Source organism: Caulobacter sp. GW821-FHT12D05, from assembly GCF_058807295.1.
Genome location: NZ_JBXAQO010000001.1, coordinates 1,603,611 through 1,623,382, shown reverse-complemented (window position 1 = coordinate 1,623,382; position 19,772 = coordinate 1,603,611). Strand labels below are relative to the sequence as shown.

Genomic DNA, 19,772 nt, shown 5'->3' with positions numbered 1-19,772 from the left:
TGCGCCGAGGCGCGGCCTTACGGCTGCGCCTTCGCCACCTCGACCGCGTACACCTGGCTCTGGCCGTGCATGTTCGAGCGGAACACCAGCCACTTGTTGTCGGGCGTGAAGTTCACGTTCGGCTCCAGCCGATAGTCATGCTCGCGCATGTCCACCAAGCGCTCCGAGTCCAGCACGCCCGGCGCGATCAGGTGCTCGGCCCCCGGCGCGTGGATCCCGGCCACGTCCGGCACCGTGCGGGGCTTCAGCAGTACGATCCACTTGCCGTCCGGCGCATGGGCGACCATCTCGCTGTCGCCGCCGTCGCCGGCGAACAGCTTGCCGTCCGACGAGCTGTTGAAGTGCACCGACCAGTCGTTGCGCTGCACGTGCATCCAGTTGCGCTTGCCGGTGGCGACGTCGTAGCCGGCGACCCAGAAGTCCTCGCCGCGCGGGGTCTGCAGGTCGTACCAGACGGTCTTGCCGTCGGCGCTGAACCACTCGTGGCCGGCGATCTCCATGTTCATGGTGCGGGTGTGGATCTTGACCGGCTGGTCGCCGGCCTTGTCGGTCCGGATCAGCCACAGGCGGTCGACCTTGTGCCAGGGACCCTCGTGGCAGAACATCAGGAGGCCCGGATCGGTCGGCGAGAACTGCAGGTGGTTCAGCCAATCGGTGGCCTGGTGGACGATCTTGCGCTCGCCGGTCACCGTGTTGATCGTGAAGATCTCCATCGGGATGCGGCTGTCCAGGCGGGCGTTCAGCTGCACCTCGCGGCCCTCGGCATAGGAGAGCTCCTTGCCGTCGGCGCTCTTCACGTCGTCGGGATTGCGGGGCAGGGCGTCCATCATGTTGGGCGGGATCGGCACGTCGTTGCGCACCACCACGCCGGCCAGCAGGGTCTCGTCGGCATTGATGGTCTGGAGACTGCCGCGATCCATCTTGGCGACCTCGCGGACCGCCTTGGTATACGGATCGACCGCCATAACGGCCTTGGGGCCGCCGGGGTTATCGGTCAGCGACTTCTCGTAATAGACCGAGCCGGTCTTGCGGCCGACATACAGCAGCCGGACCTTGCCCTCGACAATCTTGGTCAGGGCGCGGGTCTTCAGGTCCATGGCGACGATCCCGGTGGGCGTCGCGAAGACCAGCCGGTCGCCCTTGGGCGTGTAGCCGTTGTAGTTGAAGTACAGGCTGGAGCTGCCCGGTTCGCGCGACAGGCGGACGATCCGGTGGCCGGTGGTCTTGTCCACCCACTCCAGCGGCGGCTCGGGCGCGCCGGGCTTGCCCAGGGTCATGACGTCCTGGGCCGAGGCTCCGCCGACCAGGAGAAGGGCGGCCAGACCGCCAAGAACAAACGACTTCATTGCGACGCCTTACGAGTGACGATGGCCGTGGGCTTGGGCTGTTTCATGCCTTCGCCCAGATGGAAGCTGGTGTGCGGCGGCTGATTGTAGGCGGTGTTCTGCCAGGCGATCGAGACGCGGTACTGCGGGTCGTGCATCAGCGTCACCAGCCGGCGGTCGGTGGGGTAGGGCGTTGTGTAGATCCGCAGGGACTTGTTGTCCTCGGCCCGCCAGATCACCTCCTCGCGCCAATCGCCCAAGAGGTCGGCCGACAGAGTCGGGGTGGCCTTGGTGCCGTTGTTGGAGGTCATGCCCTCGGCGGTCAGCAGCGGCTGCGCCTGGCCGGTCTTCCAGTCCCACTTGCTGATCTGGTTCTTATCCAGCAGCTCGCGCAGAGGATCGCCGTCCCACCAGACCGCGAAGTTGGTCTGGCGCGGGTGCTTCACGCCGTCGATGGCCTTGCCCTGGGCGGTGTAGAGCGCGTCCTGGTTCGTGCCCCAGGCTTCGTCGCCCGGGAAGCGCGGATCGATGTCGGCGGCCAGGCCCCGGCCGGTGTCCTTGTCGGTGGGCGTGCTCCACAGGACCTTGCCGGTCTTGGCGTCCAGCATGGCCGCGCCGATGCCGCCGTTCATGCGGGGGCTTTCGTGGACGCCGAACTTCTCCAGGCCCGGATGGGTGGGGTCCAGGTCGCCGACATGCATGGCGTCGCCGTGGAACAGGCGGGCGCTCCACAGGCCCTTACCGTTGTCGTCGACGGTCATCGAGCCGTAGACGATCTCGTCGCGGCCATCGCCGTCGACATCGGCGACGCTGAGCTGGTGGTTGCCCTGGCCGCCGAAGGCTTCGTTGCCCGGCGCGGCGCTGTCGAAGAACCAGCGCGGGGTCAGCTTGCCGCCCCGGAAGTCCCAGGCCGCCAGGGTCGAGCGGCCATAGTAGCCGCGCGCCATGACGATGCTGGGCCGCTGGCCGTCCAGATAGGCGGTGCCGGCCAGGAAGCGGTCCGAACGGTTGGCGTAACCGTCGCCCCAGATCTCGGTCATCTGCTCGACGCTGGGCGCATCGGTGCGCGGATCGCGCGGCGGGGCATAGGGGGCGCTGGCCAGGGCCTTGCCGGTCGCGCCTTCGAAGACGGTCAGATATTCGGGGCCCTTGAGGATGCGACCCTGGACCTTGGCGACCTTGGTTCCGTCCGGCTGGACGAAGGCGCCGGTGCGGTCGGCCTGGGGCCGTTCGCCACCGCTCTCGCGCCAGTCGGCATTGGCGTCGCCCAGGACCTTGCCGGTCCCGTCGATCGTGCCGTCGCTGGTGCGCACGGCCAGCTCGGCCTTGCCGTCGCCGTCATAGTCGAAGATCTGGAATTGGGTGTAGTGCGCGCCGGCCCGGATGTTGCGACCCAGGTCGATGCGCCACAGGCGCTTGCCCTCCAGGGTGTAGGCGTCGAGATAGGCGTCGCCGGTGTAGCCGCCGAAAGCGTTGTCCTTCGAGTTGGTCGGGTCCCACTTCAGGATGATCTCGTAACGGCCGTCGCCGTCCAGGTCGCCGACGCTGGCGTCGTTGGCGGTGTACGAATAGGCCTCGCCCGTGGGCGTCACGCCGGCCGGCGGCGGATCCAGCGGGATCGACAGATAGCCGTCGGTCCAGACCTGGGCGGGGCGGCTGGCCGCGCCTTCCTTGCCCTTGGCGACCAGGCGGACCGTGTAGGCGCCCGCGGCGGCGGTCTTGTCGACGAAGTCCGTGCCGCCGCTCAGCGGCTTGGCGTTCAGCTTCGTCCCGTCCTTGTAGAGATTGAAGGTCGCGCCGGCCGGGTCGTCGCCCAGCAATCGCCAGCTGACCAGCACCCCGCCGTCCTTGGCGGGGACAGCGACCACGCCGCGATCCAGTGATTCCATCCAGCGTGGGGCGGCGTGGGCCGCTCCCGTCGCCAGCAGCGCGACCATGCAGACGGTCGCCACAAGCGTCTTCTTCCTCGGAGCCATGAACGCGCCCTCCCTGAAAGCCCTGTGCGATCCCAGGCCGCGCTCAGCGGCTTCTTAGAATCCACGCCCGCGAGGGCGTGTTTCAGGATCGCTGAGGTTTACATCACGAAACCTACGTTATGTCTTCCCACAAATTGCATTGACATCTCAACATATGGCACTACGGTATTTGTACTAATAATGCGCCGTCGAGTCCGGTGCGGTCCCTCGGGGCCGCCTTGGGTCGGGAGGCGTGCGGAGCCGCGTGGGGACGGGGCTCCGGCCATACAGGGAGGGACACCATGCAGCTCACACGGGCTCGCCGCCGCGCGGCCGCCGCCACCGTATCGATCCTGGCCTTGAGCGCCGGCATCGCAATGACCCAGCCAGCCTCGGCGCAATCATCGGCGCCCGCCAAAGCCGCCGGCGCGGAAGACAACACCGTCGAGGTGATCGTCGTCGGCGCTCGCGCCTCGCAGCAGTCGTCGATCCAGCGCAAGAAGCGCAGCAAGACGGCCCAGGACTCGATCGTCGCCGACGATGTCGGCTCGTTCCCGGACAGCAACGTCAACGAAGCCATGTCGCGCATCGCCGGCGTGGCCATCGAGCGTAACGGCTTCGGCGAAGGCGATGGCTTCGCCATCCGTGGCAACGGCGCGGACCTGACCCGCGTGGAGCTGGACGGCCTGGGCGTCGCGGCCTCGGGCTTCAGCCTGGCGGCTGGCGGCGGCGATGGCCGCTCGGCCGACATGCGCGAGCTGCCCGCCGAGATGATCAAGAGCCTGGACGTCATCAAGGGCCAGACGGCCGACATGACGCCCGGCGGTCTCGGCGCCACGGTGCAGATCCAGACCCGCACGGGCCTCGACTTCAAGAAGCCCTTCATCTCGGTGCGCGGCGCGGCCGCCGGCAACACCCTGTCCAAGAAGTACGGCCCCGAGATCGGCGTCGTCGCCACGCGGAAGTTCTTCGACGACCGCCTGGGCGTGATGGGCAACATCAACTCGACCAAGCGCTATAACGACAGCCACGCCCTCAACAGCGCCGGTTCGAACAACCAGCAGGGCTATACGCGCTTCGCCGACTTCGACAATTCGCCCGACAAGACCTGGGCCTTTAATCCCGCGGCGACCAATGGTCCCGACGCCAGCACGCCGGTCGGCACCTGGGCCCTGGCCAGCGGTTCGGGCAACTTCAACGCCCCGACGCCGCTGGACATCGTCACCAAGTCGGCCAACGCCAAGACCAAGGCCGACTGTCTGGCGGCCTTCCCGCTGCTGACCGACACCCAGCTGAACACCATTTCGCCGGGGACCAGCAACGCCAACCGCCAGGCGGCCCAAGCGGCGATGATCAACTCGCAGATCAGCTGCCTGAACCAGTGGAACGACTACGCGCCCAACCTGATCCGCGATCAGAACTGGTCGCAGTACGAGAAGCGGTTGGAGTGGGACCTGCGCCTGGACTACCGCGTCACCGACAACCTGACGATCTTCGGCAAGTACCAGGTCGCCAATCGCAGCCAGCATGAGGACAACCGCCAGCGCACGCGTGGCGGCATCACCTCGCTGGGCGTGGCCACCGCCAACCAGGTGACCTCGCCGCTGGTGACCAACACCTTCTATCCGACTGGCACGATCAACCCGCTCTCGCCGGTCGCCGGCTCGGGCTACTACATCTACAACAGCGGGATCCCGACGGGGGTGTCGGCGATCGATACGACGCCGGGGACCGTGGTCACCAACAACTCGTTCCCGATCTACGGCATCGCCGCCAACATCATCCCGGGCTCGATCAAGGTCGATGAAGCCCACCACCTGACCTCGTTCGACATCACCAACGCCGCCATCGGCATCGACCACATCGAGAACACCCAGGACTGGAAGACCAACTACCTGACCTACGGCGCCGACTACAATCGCGGGCCGCTGAACGTCGAGTTCCGGGGCGGCCGCACCGAGGCCAGCTACACCCGCTACGACCGTCGTTTCGCGCGTAGCTACACCTACGGCAACGCCACCATGACGGCGTTGGAAAACGGCATCTGGGACATCAAGACCCCGGCCGGTTTCGACGAAACCAACATGACGAACTTCGTGCAGATGCTGGCTCCGACGGCGCCGGGCATGGCCAGCTACAGCGCGTTGTCGCGCCTGCAGTGGAACCCGCGGATCGTCGAGAGCGGCGAGGACCAGTACAAGCTGGACGTCAGCTATCTGACCGACGGCAAGATCCCGTTCTTCACCCGCTTCAAGATCGGCGGCTTCTATCGCGAAGCCAACACCGACTCGTGGGGCGCAGGCGGCTACACGCCCTCGGCCGGGGTGTTCGTGCCGACCATGGCGCTGCGCAGCGACGTCCGCGCCTGCGAAAACCTGCCGACCACGACGGCGGCCAATGCCTGCGTTTACGGCTATGCGCCCAACCCGACCACGGGCAACACCTTCCTGTACGGCATCGAGACGGTGCCGCAGGCCAAGCTGATCTCGATCTTCCAGAACAGCCTGCAGGACAACTCGGGCGCCTTCATGAAGGGCTATGAGGGCACCAAGGGCCTGACGGTCTGGGACAGCATCGACGTGCCCAAGGCCTTCAGCGAACTGGCCAGCGCCGCCAACTACAACTTCGATTGCGTGAAGTCGTGCAAGGGCAGTGACGGCAAGGTCTACGACCAGCCGGTCAACAAGGCGCTGGAGAAGTACACGTCCTGGTACTGGATGGCCGAGTTCGAGCAGCAGCTGCCGTTGAACATGGAGCTGAACGGCAACCTGGGCATGCGCATGCTGAAGACCCAGGTGTCGGGCTCGGGCTATGTGGGCCTGACCTATACGCTCAAGACTCCGGCCTTCAACGCCGCCGACCCGACCAATCCGTTGGGATTCACTAGCGCCACCTTCACCAAGCCGGTCAGCATCAACCGCGAATATACGGGCTGGATGCCGGCCTATAACGCGGCCCTGTGGACCATCCCGGACAAGCTGGTGATCCGCTATTCGTGGGCCAAGACGATCGCCCCGCCGCCGCTGAACCGCCTGTTCCCGGCCGGCTCGTGCACCTATGACGAACGCCGCGAAGGCTTCCAGGACAGCGACGGCAGCGAGCAGGACATGGCCTGCGCCAACACCTTCGGCAATCCGGACCTGAAGCCCTATACGGCGACCAAGAACAACACCTCGATCGAGTGGTACCCCAACCGCGACACCTCGTTCAGCCTGGCCTACTACCGCCAGAAGGTGCGGATCGGCGCGCCGGTCCAGGTGCCGCTGAAGAACGGCAACATCTTCGCCGGCAGCGACGAGGTTGTTCCGGGCACCAACAAGAAGCTGTCCGACTACGAGTTCGGCGTGAACACCTTCATCAACGGTCCGGGCTACGTGCAGTCGGGCTGGGAGTTCGTGGCGCGGACGGCCTTCACCTTCCTGCCGTGGGAGTTCAAGCACACGGGCGTGGACTTCAACATCTCGACCACCAAGTCGGGCACGGCGGCGGCCTATATCGATCCGCTGACCGCGGAGTCGCTGGATCCGGCCGGCCAGTCCAAGTACTTCGCCAACCTGGTGCTGTGGTACGACGACAACGTCACCAAGATCCGGATCGCCTACCAGACCCGCGACCGGGTGCTGACCTGCATCTCGCCGTGCACCTCGACGGCCAGCTCGCCGGTCCGCAATTCGCCGAACACCAATGTCGGCAACTTCGTGGGCTTCCCGTACAATCCGGGCGAGCCGCTCTATTCGGAAAAGTACGAGTACCTGGACGCCAAGATCTCGCGGAAGATCAATCCGAACCTCGAGATCTATGCCGAAGGTCGCAACCTGCTGAACGCCGCGCGTCTCAGCGTCGGCTCCGAGCGGGCCGGCTTCGCCAACGCCCCGAACCCCTGGTCGGTGCAGTACGGCGGCTCGCGCTTCGCGATCGGCTTTGTCTACAAGAACTAGTTGGGAGTAGCAGCGTGACGGTATCGCGACGGGGTTTGCTGGGTTCGAGTTTGGTGATCCCCGTCGCGGCGCTGGCCGGGGGAGGCGTGGCGCAGGCCGCCAAGTCTCCGCCAGCCTCGGCGGACTTCCATTGGCTGGGAGACGCCCCGCCGACCGCGCCCGGCGCGGCGGTCTGGGGCACGCCCTGGCCACGCGGGGCGGTCAAGCCCAAGACGACCCTGACGGCGATCGCCGCCGACGGCCAGGCTCTGCCTCTGCAGACCTGGCCTTTGGCGTATTGGCCCGACGGTTCGCTGAAGTGGACGGGTCACGCGCTGGCGGGACCGGCTCCCAAGGGTTTCCAGGTCAAGCCGGGTAAGCCAGTTACTCCTTCTAAGTCTGTCGCGGTGCGTGAGACGCCGGAGCGGATCGAGATCGCCGCCGGCGATCTCATCTGCCGGTTCGCGCGGACGGGTGGAGCGCTGATCGAGAGCGTCAGCCTGGCCGGCCGCGAGACCCTACGCGGCGGACGCCTCGTTGCCCTGAACCAGAACACCCCGCCCGGCGACCTGTCGCCGCGCGAGACCCAGGTCTTCGACGGCGTGATCGACGCCGTCACCGTCGAGCAGCGCGGCCCGGTGCGGGCGGTGGTGCGTTTTGAAGGTCGCCATCGTGGCGCGGGTCGTGACTGGCTACCGTTCACCCTGCGCGTCGCGGTCGACGCCGACGGGCGACTGACCCTGACCCACAGCTTCACGTTCGATGGCGACGGGAACAAGGATTTCATCGCCGGACTGGGCATCCGCTTCGACGTCCCGCTGACCGACGAGCTGCACAACCGCCATGTCCGCTTCGCTGGCGAAGGCGAGGGGATGTGGGGCGAGGCCGTTCGCAACATCCCGGGCTGGCAGCCGACCAAGTTCGCCCTTGCGGCCAAGTTCCAGGACCAGTTGCGCGGCGAGCGCGTCCCGGACTTGGCCGCGATGGACGCCAAGACTCGCGACCAGTTGCTGACCGTGCCCGCCTGGAACGGCTATCGCCTGTTCCAGGGCGATGCCGACGCCTTCGCGATCGACAAGCGGACCAACACCAAGAGCAGCTGGCTGCGCGCCGACCACGGCGGCCGCGCGCCGGGCCTGGGCTATGTCGGCGGCGTCTCGGGCGGGGTCGCCTTCGGCCTGCGCCACTTCTGGCAAAGGCATCCGACGGGCCTGGAGATCGACGGCGCGACGACCGACGCCGCGACCGTGACCCTGTGGCTGTGGTCGCCGCAGGCCGGGGCGATGGACCTGCGCCACTACAGCGACAAGGCCCACGGCCTGGAGATCCAGTACGAAGACGTCGAGGAGGGGCACAGCACCCCGCTGGGCATCGCCCGCACCAACCAGGTCTTCCTGTGGCCCGTGGCCGCCACCCCGACGCGCGCGGCGCTGTCGGCCATGGCCAAGGCGACCACTGAGCCGGCCCTGCCGGTCGCCGCGCCGACCTACTACCAGAGCGTCGGCGCGTTCGGCGGCGTCTTCACCCCGGTCGACACCTCGACGCCGGTAAAGGCCAAGCTGGAGGCCGCCCACGAGCGCCTGCTGGGCTTCTATCAGCACGAGATCGAGCAGCGCCGCTGGTACGGGTTCTGGGACCACGGCGACGTGATGCACACCTACGACCAGGACCGGCACGTCTGGCGCTACGACGTCGGCGGTTATGCCTGGGCCAACAGCGAGCTGGTGCCGGACCTGTGGCTGTGGACCGCCTTCATGCGCACCGGCCGCGCCGACGTCTTCCGCATGGCCGAGGCCATGACCCGACACACCGGCGAGGTCGACGTCCACCACCTGGGTCCGTTCAAGGGCCTGGGCTCGCGGCACAATGTCAGCCACTGGGGCGACGGGGCCAAGGAGGCGCGGATCAGCCAGTCGCTGCTGCGCCGCCACTACTACTACCTGACCGCCGACGAGCGGACCGGCGACCTGATGGCCGACCTGTACGACGGCGATCACGCGCTGCTGGCCGTCAATCCGGTGCGCAAGGTCGCCGCCAAGACCAAGTACCCGACCCAGGCCCGCTCGGGTCCGGACTGGTTCGCCTTCGCCAGCAACTGGCTGGTGGCCTGGGAGCGGACGGGGGATGCCAAGTGGCGCGACAAGATCGTCAAGGGCCTGGACGCCATCGCGGCCTCGTCCCACGGCATGTTCACCGGCCCGCCTTTTGGCTACGACCCGGCCACGGCGACCCTGTACGACCTCGGCACGGCCTTCACGACCAGCTACCACCTAGTGACGATCATGGGCGGGGCCGAGCTGGTGTTCGAGCTGGACGGGCTTATTGATGACCCGGCCTGGAGCAAGGCCTGGGTCCGTTTCTGCGCCTACTACAATGCGCCCCTGGCCGAGCGGCAGGCCGCGTTGGGACCGGCGGCCATCGACCGCTACTTCGCCTATCCCGTCTGGCATGCGCGCCTGACGGCCTGGGCGGCGGTGAAGCTGAAGGATCCGGTGCTGGCCAAGCGGGCCTGGACCGAGTTCCTGGCCAAGACCAAGACCGGCCAGGAAAACAGCCCCGAGCCGATCACCCGCGTGACCGGGACGACGGTGCTGAACCCGATCGACGAGATGGAAGGCGTCTCGACCAACCAATCGGCGCAGTGGGCGCTGAACCTGTTCGAGCTGCTGGCCCTGGTCGGCGACGCCGCGCCGGACAGCCTACCGGCCGGCTGGGAGTAGGCTGAAGACCTCGAACTGACGGACCCGCAGATGGCTCTGCGTGGTCCGCAGACCGAACCAGCCTCGGGTGTACGGCTCCAGGTCCTGGTGCTCGAACAGCTGGCGGCCGTCGCTCCAGTACTCGATGCGCTGGCCGTCGGCGATCAGCCGCACGGTGGTCCAGTGGTTGGGCGTCAGCAGCTCGTCGGCGACCGAATGGTCGTGCTGCGGCAGCATCGGCCGGTCGCCAGCGCGGCCGACATACCGGCGAAAGCGGGTGCTGGTGTTCGTATTGCCGCCCTGACCCACATAGTAGGTCTTCAGCGTGTCGTAGTCGGCGAAGGCGCCCGAGCGCGGATGCTCCAGCGGCGAGCCGCCATCGGCCTCGCGCGCCATCCAGAAGCAGTTCAGGTCGCTGACCCGGTCGAGCGGACCACCTTCCGAGACGGCCTGGGCCTGGTAGGTGATCGCCACGGGACCGACCAGCTCCGACTTGAACCAGGCGGTGAGGCCGGCCGGGGCGACGATGTCGAGCACGCCGCCCTTGGTCGTCATGGTCGCCGGCTTCTCGGCCTCGATCGTCCAGTGCTTCCGGTCGCGGAAGGCGTCGGCATGCAGCCGCTTGCCCTGGCCCGCGAACGGCGTGGCGGCGAGGCCGGTCAGCACTGCGCGGCGGTCCAGGATCATGCGTCGACCTCGCGAACGTTCTCGAACAGACGCTCGGGACGGGCGTCCGGGGTCGTGGTCTCGATGACCAGGTTGTCGATCTTCAGGCCGTCCACGTGCCGCGCCCACAAGCCATGCACCGGGGAGGGGCCGAACATGCTGGGTTCGGGATAGGCCTGCGGCAGGTCGCCCGGCCGCCGCTCGGCCCACTCGGCCGGCCCGCCGCCGCGATAGGACAGGCGGATGTTCGACAGGGTCACATCCTGGATCGGCGAGTCCGGTAGGCCCGCGATCGTCGCGGCATAGTCGGGCAGGACGTCGAAGGCCTCGATGTCGCGCAGCACGATGTTACGCATCGCCCCCAGCGGCGTGCCCTCCGGCCCGCGTCGCCGATCGCCGACCCGCAGGAAGATCGGGGCGGTGGTCACCTCCTGCAGGTGCAGGCGCTCGCAGACGATGTTCTCCATCGTGCCACCGTCCACGACCTCCAGCGCCAGGCCGCGCGAGCGGACGAAGCGGCAGTCGCGGATCGTCACGTCTTTGAAGCCGCCATTGGACTCCGTACCCAGCTTGATGCGGCCGGTGACCCGGTCCTGGTCGGGCGACACCAGCTGGGTCCGACCGAAGGTCCCGTCCAGCAGGGTGCCGAGGTCGAAGCCGCTGACCTCGCAGTGCTCGATGGTCACGTCCTCGGTCGGGATTAGTTCGCCCAGCGCCAGCGAGCTCTTCAGCACGATGGCGTCGTCATTGGGCGTGTTGACTCGGCAGCCGCTGACCAGCACGCGGCGACAGGCGTCGATGTCCAGGCCATCGCGGTTGGTGTCGACCACCAGGTCGCGCAGGGTCAGGTCCTCGCAGCCCGTGGCCAGCACCGCGAAGTGTCCGCCTTGGAAGATCGTCAGGCCCTCAATCCGCACCCGCTTGGCGCGCTTGAGGGCGATGGCCTTGTTGCCCAGGCCGGCCATGGCCTCGACCTGCGGCGACAGCTCGGCCATCGCTTCGGCCGAGAGGCCGGCCATGCTGAGCGGGAACTCGCCGGCCTGTTTCGTCCAGCGCGAGCCGGGACCTTCGCGGGTCAGGCCGGCGCCGTCGATGCGACCGGGACCCAGGATAGCGACGTCCTCGACGTCCTCGCCCCAGATCAGGCTGTTACGCCAGTGGCTGTGCCCGAAGTCCTGCCACAGGTCGTGCGGATTGGGTTCGGCGGCGTCGTAGGTTCCGCCGTGCAGGGCCGGATCGGCGGCCTCCAGCACGCAGCCTTCCTCCAGCTTCAGGGTCACGCCGCTGAGCAGGCGGATCGAGAACGACAGGTGGCGGCCAGCCGGCAGCACGACCTCGCCGCCGCCGCGCGCGTGCGCGTGGGCGATGGCGGCGTTGATCGTGTCGGTGGCCAGCGTCACGCGTAGAGGCCGTGGCGCTTGAAGAAGGCGTCGAGGGCCAGGGCGACCGGCGCGATCTGGCCGCTGCGGTCTTTCAGCCCAAAGCCGTGGCCGCCGACCTCCTGCAGGTGCATCTCGACCGGGACCTTCCTGGCGCGCAGGGCCTGCCACATCAGCATGCTGTTCTCGACCGGCACGGTCTTGTCGTCCGCCGCCGCGGCGATGAACACCGGCGGCGTGTCGGCGGGGGTGTTCAGCTCGACCGAGATCGCCTGGCGTTGGGCGTCCGTCGGGGTCGCGCCCAGAAGCTGCTTCACCGATTGGCCGTGGGCATAGGGCAGGGTTCCGGTGATCACCGGATAGAACAGGCCGGCCGCGAACGGCCGGGTCGGCAGCGTGTCGGCCGCATCGACCGGGGCGTAGGTCTCGCGGCCGAACTGGGTGGCGAGGCGCGCGGCGACGTGGCCGCCTGCCGAGAACCCGATCGCCGCCACCTTGGCCGGATCGACGCCTAGCGATGGCGCGCGGGCGCGGATCAGGCGCATGGCCCGCTGGGCGTCCTGCAAGGCGACGTCGGGGCCGGCCGCCCAGCCGTCGGCGGGCAGGCGGTAGTCCATGACGAAGGCGGTGATCCCCAGACTGGCCAGCCAGGCGTCGATCGATCCGCCGTTCTTGCCCACCGCCACGCGCACATAGCCGCCGCCGGGGATCATCAGCACCGCCGCGCCGTTCGGTTTGGCGGGCCGGCGCATGGTCAGCCAGGGCTTGGTCACGTTCAGGAAGGCCGTGTCGTTCGGATCGCCGCCGGGCGTGCGCAGGATCACGCTTTCGGTGACGGTGACCTTTTCGCCGCCGGGCGCCGCGCCGGGCCACAGGTCGACGGTCTCGACGGCGCTCTCGGCGGCGCGCGCCAGGGTCGGGGCGGCCATTAGCCCGGCGGCGAGACCCAGCAGAGCGCGGCGATCAGTTTCCACGAGGAATTTCCTGGCTGGAGGCGGCGCTGGCGGGCACGGCGAAGGTCTCGGGCGCGGGCGGCCTGGCCGGATCGAAGGCCGGCAGGTCGGTGGCGAGGTGGGCGGCCAGATCCGGCACATTGGCCCGGATGCCCTCGACCACGCAGCGCGCCAGCTGATAGGCGCCGTAGTTGTTGTGGTGGGTGGCGTCCTTGCCGCCGTCGTTGAAGGCCTTCCAGGCGTTGTCGGGGCCCAGGGCTTCATAGAAGGCCGCGCTCATCGTGTGCAGGTCGATCAGCGGGACGTTCAGGGCCCGGGCCGTCTCGCGCACCGCCTGCGGATAGTCGCCGTGGGTGTTCACGATCTTGCCGGCCTCATCGAACTTGCGGCGGTGCATGGAGGTGACCAGCACCGGTGTCGCGCCCCGCAGGCGCGCCTCGCCGACATAGGCGCGCAGATAGTCGCGATAGGTGGTGGCGGCCTCGACATAGGTCTGCGGCCACTGGGCCTTCTGGTCGTTGTGACCGAACTGGATCAGCAGCCAGTCGCCGCGCTTGATCTTGCTGAGGATCTTGTCGAAGCGCCGCTCGACCAGGAAGGCTTTCAGCGTCTCGCCGGACTCGGCCTGGTTGGAGACCGACAGATCGGGCTTGAAGAAGCGCGGGAGCATCTGGCCCCAGCCGGCGGCGGGCTCGAAGCGCTGGTCGGTGACGGTGGAGTCTCCGGCCAGGAACACGGTTGGCACGGTGACGGCTTCGATCTTCAGGCGGCGCACGGCGGCGGTGGGGCCGCAGAACTCCAGGGTCAGCTTGTCGTCCCAGTCGTAGCTGCCGTCCTCGCGGGCGTTCAGCGCCACGCGCTTGCCGCCCGGGGCGTTGGGCGGCGGCGGGGCCAGCTCGGGCCGGCGGACATTGACGACGATGGTGCGGGTCTCGGTCTTGCGGGCGCCGACGCGGACCGTCTCCAGCATCAGCCGCCGGGACTCGGCCTTGACCGTTGTCTCGGACGCCTTGTCGCCGCCCAGCTCCAGCGTGATCTGGTAGTCGCCCTCGGGAACTTTCACCGAGAACAGCTTGCCTGGACCCGGCTCGAAGCCGTGGCCGACGGCGGGGTCATAGACTCCGATGGATGTCGTGGTGAAATCGAAGGCCCACACGGGGGCGTCCTCCCTGGCGAGCGCGGCGCTCGGCGCGAGAACGAGGCCAGCCAGCAGCGTGCGCCGATCCAGGATCATGCCGCCTCCCTATCGCGTGCAGAGTCCGAGCGCTTTGGTAACGCCGCCAGGGGAGGGGTTCAATGTCAAAATGCAGGACATTGTCCTGTGATGTGGGATTTAAGCTCCCGCGCGAACCGAGCGCTGAAATTGAGCCGGCGTCCGGTCGTAGTGCTGCTTGAACGCGGCGCTGAAGTGGCTGTGGCTGGAGAAGCCCAGATGCAGGGCCAGGTTGGTCAGATGGTCGTACTGGTCCAACAGGTCAAGCGCTCGAGCCAGCCGTAGTCGCAGCTGATAACGGTATAGGGGCACGCCCTCGACCTGCTGGAAGACCTGCGTCAGGTACACCGGCGAGACGCCCACCTCCTCAGCGATCTCGGCCAGGGTCCAGCGACGGCCGAGGTCGGAGGCCAAAACCAGCTTGGCGCGGTCAACCAGCTTGGTGCGGCCCCAGCTGCCGGCGCTGGCGTGCGAAGTGCGCTCGCCCAGGGCGCGGCGCACCAGGGTCAGCGACAGGGTCTCGGCCTCCAGGGTCTCGATCGTCCCGCGCGTCAGGCTGTGGCGTAGCAGGGCGACCAGGGCCTGGGCGCGCGGATCGATGCCGCGCCGCTGGGCCTCGAAGGCGACCTCCGGCCCGCCGCGCGTCTGGTCCTTGGGCGCCAGCTCGGCCAGCATGTCAGGGCTCAGCGACAGCGACAGGCAGGCGTCGCCGCCGTCGACCGGATGGCTGACGCGGAAGCCTTCGTCGCCGTTGAAGAACATCACTTGGTTGGGCTCGGCCACCGCGTCGCGGTCGCCGCCCAGGTGGTGCATGAAGACGCCGCGATAGGGGAAGACGAGATGCGCGCCGTGGGCGCATTCCTCGCCGCTCTTGTGCCGGCACGCGCCGTCGCAGACCACGTCGTACAGCGACACGGTCGGCGTATCGAGCAGTTGCTGGACGGCGTATCCGCTCATCGGACCCTCACGCGACCTTCCACAGCAGCCGCGCTTCCTCGGCGACGATATGGGGATACTCCTCGGGGAAGAACAGCTTGGCTTCCGCGATCCGGCGGATGTTTTCCACGCGGGGCAGGGTGCGGGCCAGGTACTCGCCGTCGGCCGGCGGGAAGATCGGGTCGCTCTGGCCCCAGATGATCCGCACCGGGATGTCCAGCTGGCGCAGCGACGCCTCGACCCCCGCCAGCGGGTTGGGCTTCAGGCCCAGGGCGTAGCGGTTGGCCAGGTCCTTGCGCTCGATCGACTGCAGGATGGGGCCGAGATACTGCTTCAGCGCCGCGTCGGTCGGGTGGGCCGGATTGCTGAAGCACATGCCGCCCAGGCCGTCGGGCGCACGGGCCTTGGCCGGGTCCTTCAGCCACGGATCCAGCCACGCGTCGGGCCAGATGCCCATCTCGGCCAGCTCGAACACCGGGGTCAGGGCCGGCGGCGGGCTGTTGGTCTCCACATCGCAGTTGGTCAGCAGCATCGAACGCACGCGCTGGGGGTGGCGGATGGCGAAGAGCTGGGCCACCGCGCCGCCGCTGTCATTGGCCACCAGGTCGACGCTGTCGACGGAGAGGGCGTCCAAAAAGGCGATCAGCATCTTCACCTGGTCGTCGGGTGTGACCGATTTGCCAGGCAGCACCTCGGTGAAGCCCAGGCCCATGGAGTCGGGCGCCAGGCAGCGGCGGTGCTTCTCGAGCCGGTCGATCGCGCCGCGCCACTGGAAGCTGCTCAGCGGAAAGCCGTGCAGGAACAGGGCGATGGGGCCGGTCCCGCGATCGATATAGGCCGTGCGGCCATAGGGCGTGGCCTGGAAACGGCGCTCGCGGGTCCATCGCTCAGCGGTCTGGGCGTCATAGGCGGCATCCAGCTGGTCGGCGCGAGCCTCGAGGCTCGACAGGGTCATGGCGATGAGGCAGGTCGAGGCGGTCAGCCAGCGGCGGCGGGTCATGTCTGTGGTCATTGGGCTCGGGCCTCCAGTCCGGTGATGGCGGCCTGGGCCTCGCCCAGCGCCAGGGCGCATTCCTGGCAGCAGACCTCGACGGCCCGACCGCCGATGGTGACGGTGATGATGTCGGTCTCCAGCTCGCAGTCGCATGCGGCGCAGGTCTTCGCGTCCATAGGGCGCTCCATGGATTGTCCCCTGAGGGGATGTCTTGAAAGGACGTGATCGGGGGAGGGGGCGACGGACGCGGAACGGCCAGGGCGATCGCGATCCCGCCCGACCCGGCTCCGGTCGATCCGCTTCGTCGCGGCTAGGTCGTCAAAGGAGAGGGCGCATGGCTATCCGGCGGGGTTGCTGACCCGCCCGATAGACCTCAGGCGGGGGCCGCTTCGCTGTCGGATTCTTTAGCGATCGTCGCCTCGGGGCGGGTCGTGCGCCACAGCACCAGGCCGATGCCGCCCAGGATCAGCTCACGCAGGCGGCGCAGCAGCGACAGGGCCAGGGCCTGGTCGGGCTGCAGGCCCATGGCTCCGCCCAGCAGCAGGTAACCGCCTTCCTGCACGCCCAGGGCGCCGGGGATGGCGAAGCCGACGACCTTGGCCGTCTGGGCCAGGCCCTCGACGATCAGGGCCTGCAGCAGGGTGGGGTTCAGGCCCAGGGCCCACATCGAGACATAGGTCTCGAACGCGCCGGCGATCCAGGCGGCCAAGTGCCAGGCCCAGGAGGCGAAGAGGTTATTGCGCTGGCGGCCGATGACGCGGAAGGCCTCGCCCAGTTCGTCGACCCGGCCGGCCAGGGCGGTCCAGCGTTGCGAGAACTGACCCAGGCGTCGGCCGACCCCGGCTTTGTGGGCGATGTAGGCCGCAGCGACGATGGCCACGATGATGCCGACCAGGGCAAGGCCCGCCTGGGCCAGGCGAGGATCGTGCAGGGTGACCATGGTCACGATCAGGCTGGTCAGCACGAACATGACCAGGCCGACCGTGCCGGCCAGCACGTCGACGATGCAGCTGGCGGTGGCCTCGGCCAGGGTCAGGCCGTTGCGGGCCGACAGCTTGGCCCGCACGACGTCGCCGCCGACCTGGGCGACGGGCAGCAGGGCGTTGACGGCTTCCTTGATGAAGCGGACGCGGAACAGGAACGACAGCGGCGGACGGCGATCGGGCGGGAGCAGGACCTGCCAGCTGACCGTGGCCAGGAAGGTGACGGGCAGGTGGGCGGCGATGACGATCAGCGTCTGCCAGCCCACCTGGGCCAGGATCTCACGGACCGCACCGACGCCGTGGGTGGCCAGCATGACCGCCAGCAGCCCGACGCCGATCGTCAGCAGCCAACCCCTGAGCGGTGAGGCCTTCTTCTCGACCTCTGCTGTCATGCCGCCGAGCGCGCGCGCAGCGTCGGGGCCGCGCCCAGGTCACGATAGACGTCCAGCACCGCGGCGCAGATGGCGTTCCAGTCGTAGCGGGCGCTGGAGGCGCGAGCCGCGCGGCCCAGGCGCAGGCGGCGCATCGGCTCGTTGACCAGGGCCAGGATCGCGGCGGCATAGGTCTCGGCGTCGGCACGCGGAGCCAGCACGCCGTCCTGGCCGTGGGCGACCAGGGCGCTGGTGCTGGGCGCGCGGGGGCACAGCACGGCCAGGCCGGCGGCCATGCCTTCCAGCGTGGCGTTGCCGAAGGCCTCGGTCAGGCTGGGATTGAACAGGACGTCGGCATTGGACACCGCGCGGCCCAGGGCCTCGCCGTCCAGGTGGCCGGTGAAGATGGCTTCGGGCAGACGTTCCTCCAGGAAGCTCCGCGCCGGACCGTCGCCGATAATCAGCGGGCGGATCGGTTGGCCGCGCAGACGGACCATGGTTTCGGCCAGGACGTCCAGGCCTTTCTCCATGACCAGGCGGCCCAGGAAGGCGACGACGATCTCATTGTCGGCGATCCCCTGCGCTCGGCGCCACTGGGCGTCGCGCCTGGCGGGCGAGAAGCGGTCGCGATCGACGCCGCGGCCCCAGACGGCGACGCGCTCACCCAGGCCTTGTTCACGCAGCAGGTCGGCGATCGGGGCGTTCGGGGCCAGCACGCGGTCGCAGCCGCGATAGAAGCCGTCCAGATAACGTTCGGCGCGCGGGCGCAGCCAGTCGAGGCCGTAGTAGGAGAGGTAGGTCTCGAACCGGGTGTGCAGGCTGGCGACCAGCGGCAAGCCCTGGCGGCGCGCCCACTTGCCGGCTTGCGATCCCAGGATATCCGGGGCCGAGAGGTGGACGGCGGTCGGCTGGAACTCAGCCAGGTCGGCGCGCAGGGCGCGGGTCAGGCCCAGCGCAAGGCGATACTCGCCGCGCCCTGGGATCGCCACCGACGGGGCCGAGACCAGCTGGCCGGAGGGCTCGAAGGCGGGCGTGTCGGTGGTCGGCGAATAGACCCGAACCTCGGCGCCCTGGCTGATCAGATAGGCCGACAGGCGGTTCAGGGCCTGGTTGGAGCCGTCTCGCGTGTAGTTGTAGTTGCCGGAGAATAGGGCCAGGCGCAGGCCTTGGGCTGGTTTTTCATCAGTGAACTGACGGCTGAATCTGTCCGCGCGCTGCACGACGCCTCCGTTGGTTACTCCGAGGCCCCCGCCCAATCCTCCGTATGACAATGGGCATATGGTGGAATGGTTCAGTTTCCGGAAGGGGCGCTTGTGTCGGAGAGCGGACAATCTTCAGGTCAAGCTGAACCCAAGCTGAACCATGAGGCGTGTCACAGGACGGGGACGGGAACTCGGCCCGACCGTCACCCGTTGGACGCGGTTTTGGAAAAAGCGCGCCCATGGTCTTTCGAGGGGGTTGCGCCGCGACGTCATGACAGGCTTCTGGCGGGCCGTGCGCACTTGCCGTAGGGCGGGTTCGTGCTCAGTTATGCGCTCGCGGCCGCCCAGGTCGCGGTCCGCGATTCCTAAAGGGGCGAATTAAGGCCCCGATCCAGCGAGATTTGTAGAACGTCATGCAGCCGGTCAAGACCCTCATCCTCAGCGCCGGTCAGGGCAAGCGACTGTCGCCGCTGACCGACGACCGGCCCAAGTGCCTGGTCGAGCTGGCCGGCAAGACGGTGCTGGAATGGCAGCTGCGCCACCTGCATCAGGCGGGTGTGACCGAGGCGGTGGTGGTCACCGGCTTCCGCGCCGACCTGGTCGAGGCCGAGGTCGCGCGCCTGGATCTGCCCGGCATGAGCATCCGCACGCTCTACAACCCGTTCTACAGCGTGACCGACAACCTCGCGACCTGCTGGCTGGCGCGCGAGGAGATGCGCGGCGGGCCGTTCATGATCCTCAACGGCGACACCCTGTTCGAGCCGGGCATCGCCGAGCGTCTGATCAGCGCGCCGGACGCGCCGATCACCGTGACCGTCGACCGCAAGGATGACGGGGTCTACGACAGCGACGACATGAAGGTGCTGACCGACGGCGACGCCCTGCGCGCCATCGGCAAGACGATCACCGAGTACGACGCCGAGTCGATCGGCTTCCTGCGCTTCAACGCCGAAGGCTCCAAGCTGTTCGTCGAGACCCTGGAAGGGCTGATGCGCACGCCGGAAGGCCTGAAGCGCTGGTACCTCAGCGTCATCAACGAAATCGCTCAAGCCCACGATGTGGTGCGCGTGCGCTCGATCCAGGGCCTGGAATGGTCCGAGATGGATTTCCCGGAAGACCTGATCCACAACCGCGCCCTGACGGCGCAGTGGGCGGCCAAGGAAACGGTCTCGGCCTGAC

General features: G+C 68.2%; 14 protein-coding genes. 3 read left to right on the top strand and 11 right to left on the bottom strand.

Features of this window, described 5'->3' with window-relative positions:
* Positions 1–17: 17 nt before the first annotated feature.
* Together AC1RRR_RS07210 and AC1RRR_RS07205 are read right to left on the bottom strand one after the other, a co-directional pair.
* On the bottom strand, positions 18–1,346 hold the full coding sequence (locus tag AC1RRR_RS07210) for an oligogalacturonate lyase family protein (protein ID WP_492811675.1): 1,329 nt from the start codon (positions 1,344–1,346) through the stop codon (positions 18–20).
* Complete coding sequence (locus AC1RRR_RS07205; RefSeq protein ID WP_492811673.1) at positions 1,343–3,301, bottom strand: rhamnogalacturonan lyase; 1,959 nt, start codon at positions 3,299–3,301, stop codon at positions 1,343–1,345. Before AC1RRR_RS07205 ends, AC1RRR_RS07210 begins: the two co-directional genes overlap by 4 nt.
* Positions 3,302–3,582: 281 nt before the next feature.
* Here AC1RRR_RS07205 and AC1RRR_RS07200 point away from each other — a divergent pair, with 281 nt between their 5' ends.
* Together AC1RRR_RS07200 and AC1RRR_RS07195 are read left to right on the top strand one after the other, a co-directional pair.
* A complete protein-coding gene (locus AC1RRR_RS07200; RefSeq protein WP_492811671.1) occupies positions 3,583–7,218 on the top strand; it encodes a TonB-dependent receptor plug domain-containing protein in 3,636 nt (1,211 codons plus the stop codon).
* 14 nt (positions 7,219–7,232) lie between these two features.
* Entirely contained in the window at positions 7,233–9,917 is a 2,685-nt protein-coding gene (locus AC1RRR_RS07195; RefSeq protein ID WP_492811669.1) for an exo-rhamnogalacturonan lyase family protein, read from the top strand.
* Here the strand turns inward: AC1RRR_RS07195 and AC1RRR_RS07190 are convergent.
* The 9 genes from AC1RRR_RS07190 to AC1RRR_RS07150 all read right to left on the bottom strand — a co-directional run bounded on the left by AC1RRR_RS07190 (position 9,897) and on the right by AC1RRR_RS07150 (position 18,611).
* Positions 9,897–10,583, bottom strand: coding sequence for a DUF6250 domain-containing protein (locus AC1RRR_RS07190; RefSeq protein ID WP_492811668.1), 687 nt, complete (start codon positions 10,581–10,583; stop codon positions 9,897–9,899). The genes AC1RRR_RS07195 and AC1RRR_RS07190 overlap by 21 nt on opposite strands.
* Positions 10,580–11,962, bottom strand: coding sequence for a rhamnogalacturonidase (locus AC1RRR_RS07185; protein WP_492811666.1), 1,383 nt, complete (start codon positions 11,960–11,962; stop codon positions 10,580–10,582). The genes AC1RRR_RS07190 and AC1RRR_RS07185 overlap by 4 nt, the downstream gene beginning before the upstream one ends.
* Entirely contained in the window at positions 11,959–12,870 is a 912-nt protein-coding gene (locus AC1RRR_RS07180; RefSeq protein WP_492811790.1) for an alpha/beta hydrolase, read from the bottom strand. The genes AC1RRR_RS07185 and AC1RRR_RS07180 overlap by 4 nt, the downstream gene beginning before the upstream one ends.
* 34 nt (positions 12,871–12,904) lie before the next feature.
* A complete protein-coding gene (locus AC1RRR_RS07175) occupies positions 12,905–14,128 on the bottom strand; it encodes a rhamnogalacturonan acetylesterase (RefSeq protein ID WP_492811664.1) in 1,224 nt (407 codons plus the stop codon).
* Between the two features lie 99 nt (positions 14,129–14,227).
* Entirely contained in the window at positions 14,228–15,064 is an 837-nt protein-coding gene (locus tag AC1RRR_RS07170) for a helix-turn-helix transcriptional regulator (RefSeq protein ID WP_492811662.1), read from the bottom strand.
* Between the two features lie 7 nt (positions 15,065–15,071).
* On the bottom strand, positions 15,072–16,055 hold the full coding sequence (locus AC1RRR_RS07165) for an alpha/beta fold hydrolase (RefSeq protein WP_492811660.1): 984 nt from the start codon (positions 16,053–16,055) through the stop codon (positions 15,072–15,074).
* Positions 16,052–16,213 (bottom strand): hypothetical protein, encoded by a 162-nt coding sequence (locus AC1RRR_RS07160; RefSeq protein WP_454716853.1) that lies wholly within the window; start codon positions 16,211–16,213, stop codon positions 16,052–16,054. The genes AC1RRR_RS07165 and AC1RRR_RS07160 overlap by 4 nt, the downstream gene beginning before the upstream one ends.
* A gap of 197 nt (positions 16,214–16,410) precedes the next feature.
* Complete coding sequence (locus tag AC1RRR_RS07155; protein WP_492811657.1) at positions 16,411–17,412, bottom strand: flippase-like domain-containing protein; 1,002 nt, start codon at positions 17,410–17,412, stop codon at positions 16,411–16,413.
* Complete coding sequence (locus AC1RRR_RS07150; protein ID WP_492811655.1) at positions 17,409–18,611, bottom strand: glycosyltransferase family 4 protein; 1,203 nt, start codon at positions 18,609–18,611, stop codon at positions 17,409–17,411. Before AC1RRR_RS07150 ends, AC1RRR_RS07155 begins: the two co-directional genes overlap by 4 nt.
* 395 nt (positions 18,612–19,006) lie before the next feature.
* On the opposite strand from AC1RRR_RS07150, the gene AC1RRR_RS07145 reads away from it, so the two are divergent.
* Positions 19,007–19,771 carry a phosphocholine cytidylyltransferase family protein gene (locus tag AC1RRR_RS07145; RefSeq protein ID WP_492811654.1) on the top strand — a complete coding sequence of 255 codons (765 nt, stop codon included), beginning with the start codon at positions 19,007–19,009 and terminating at the stop codon, positions 19,769–19,771.
* The last annotated feature ends 1 nt before the right edge of the window (position 19,772 follow it).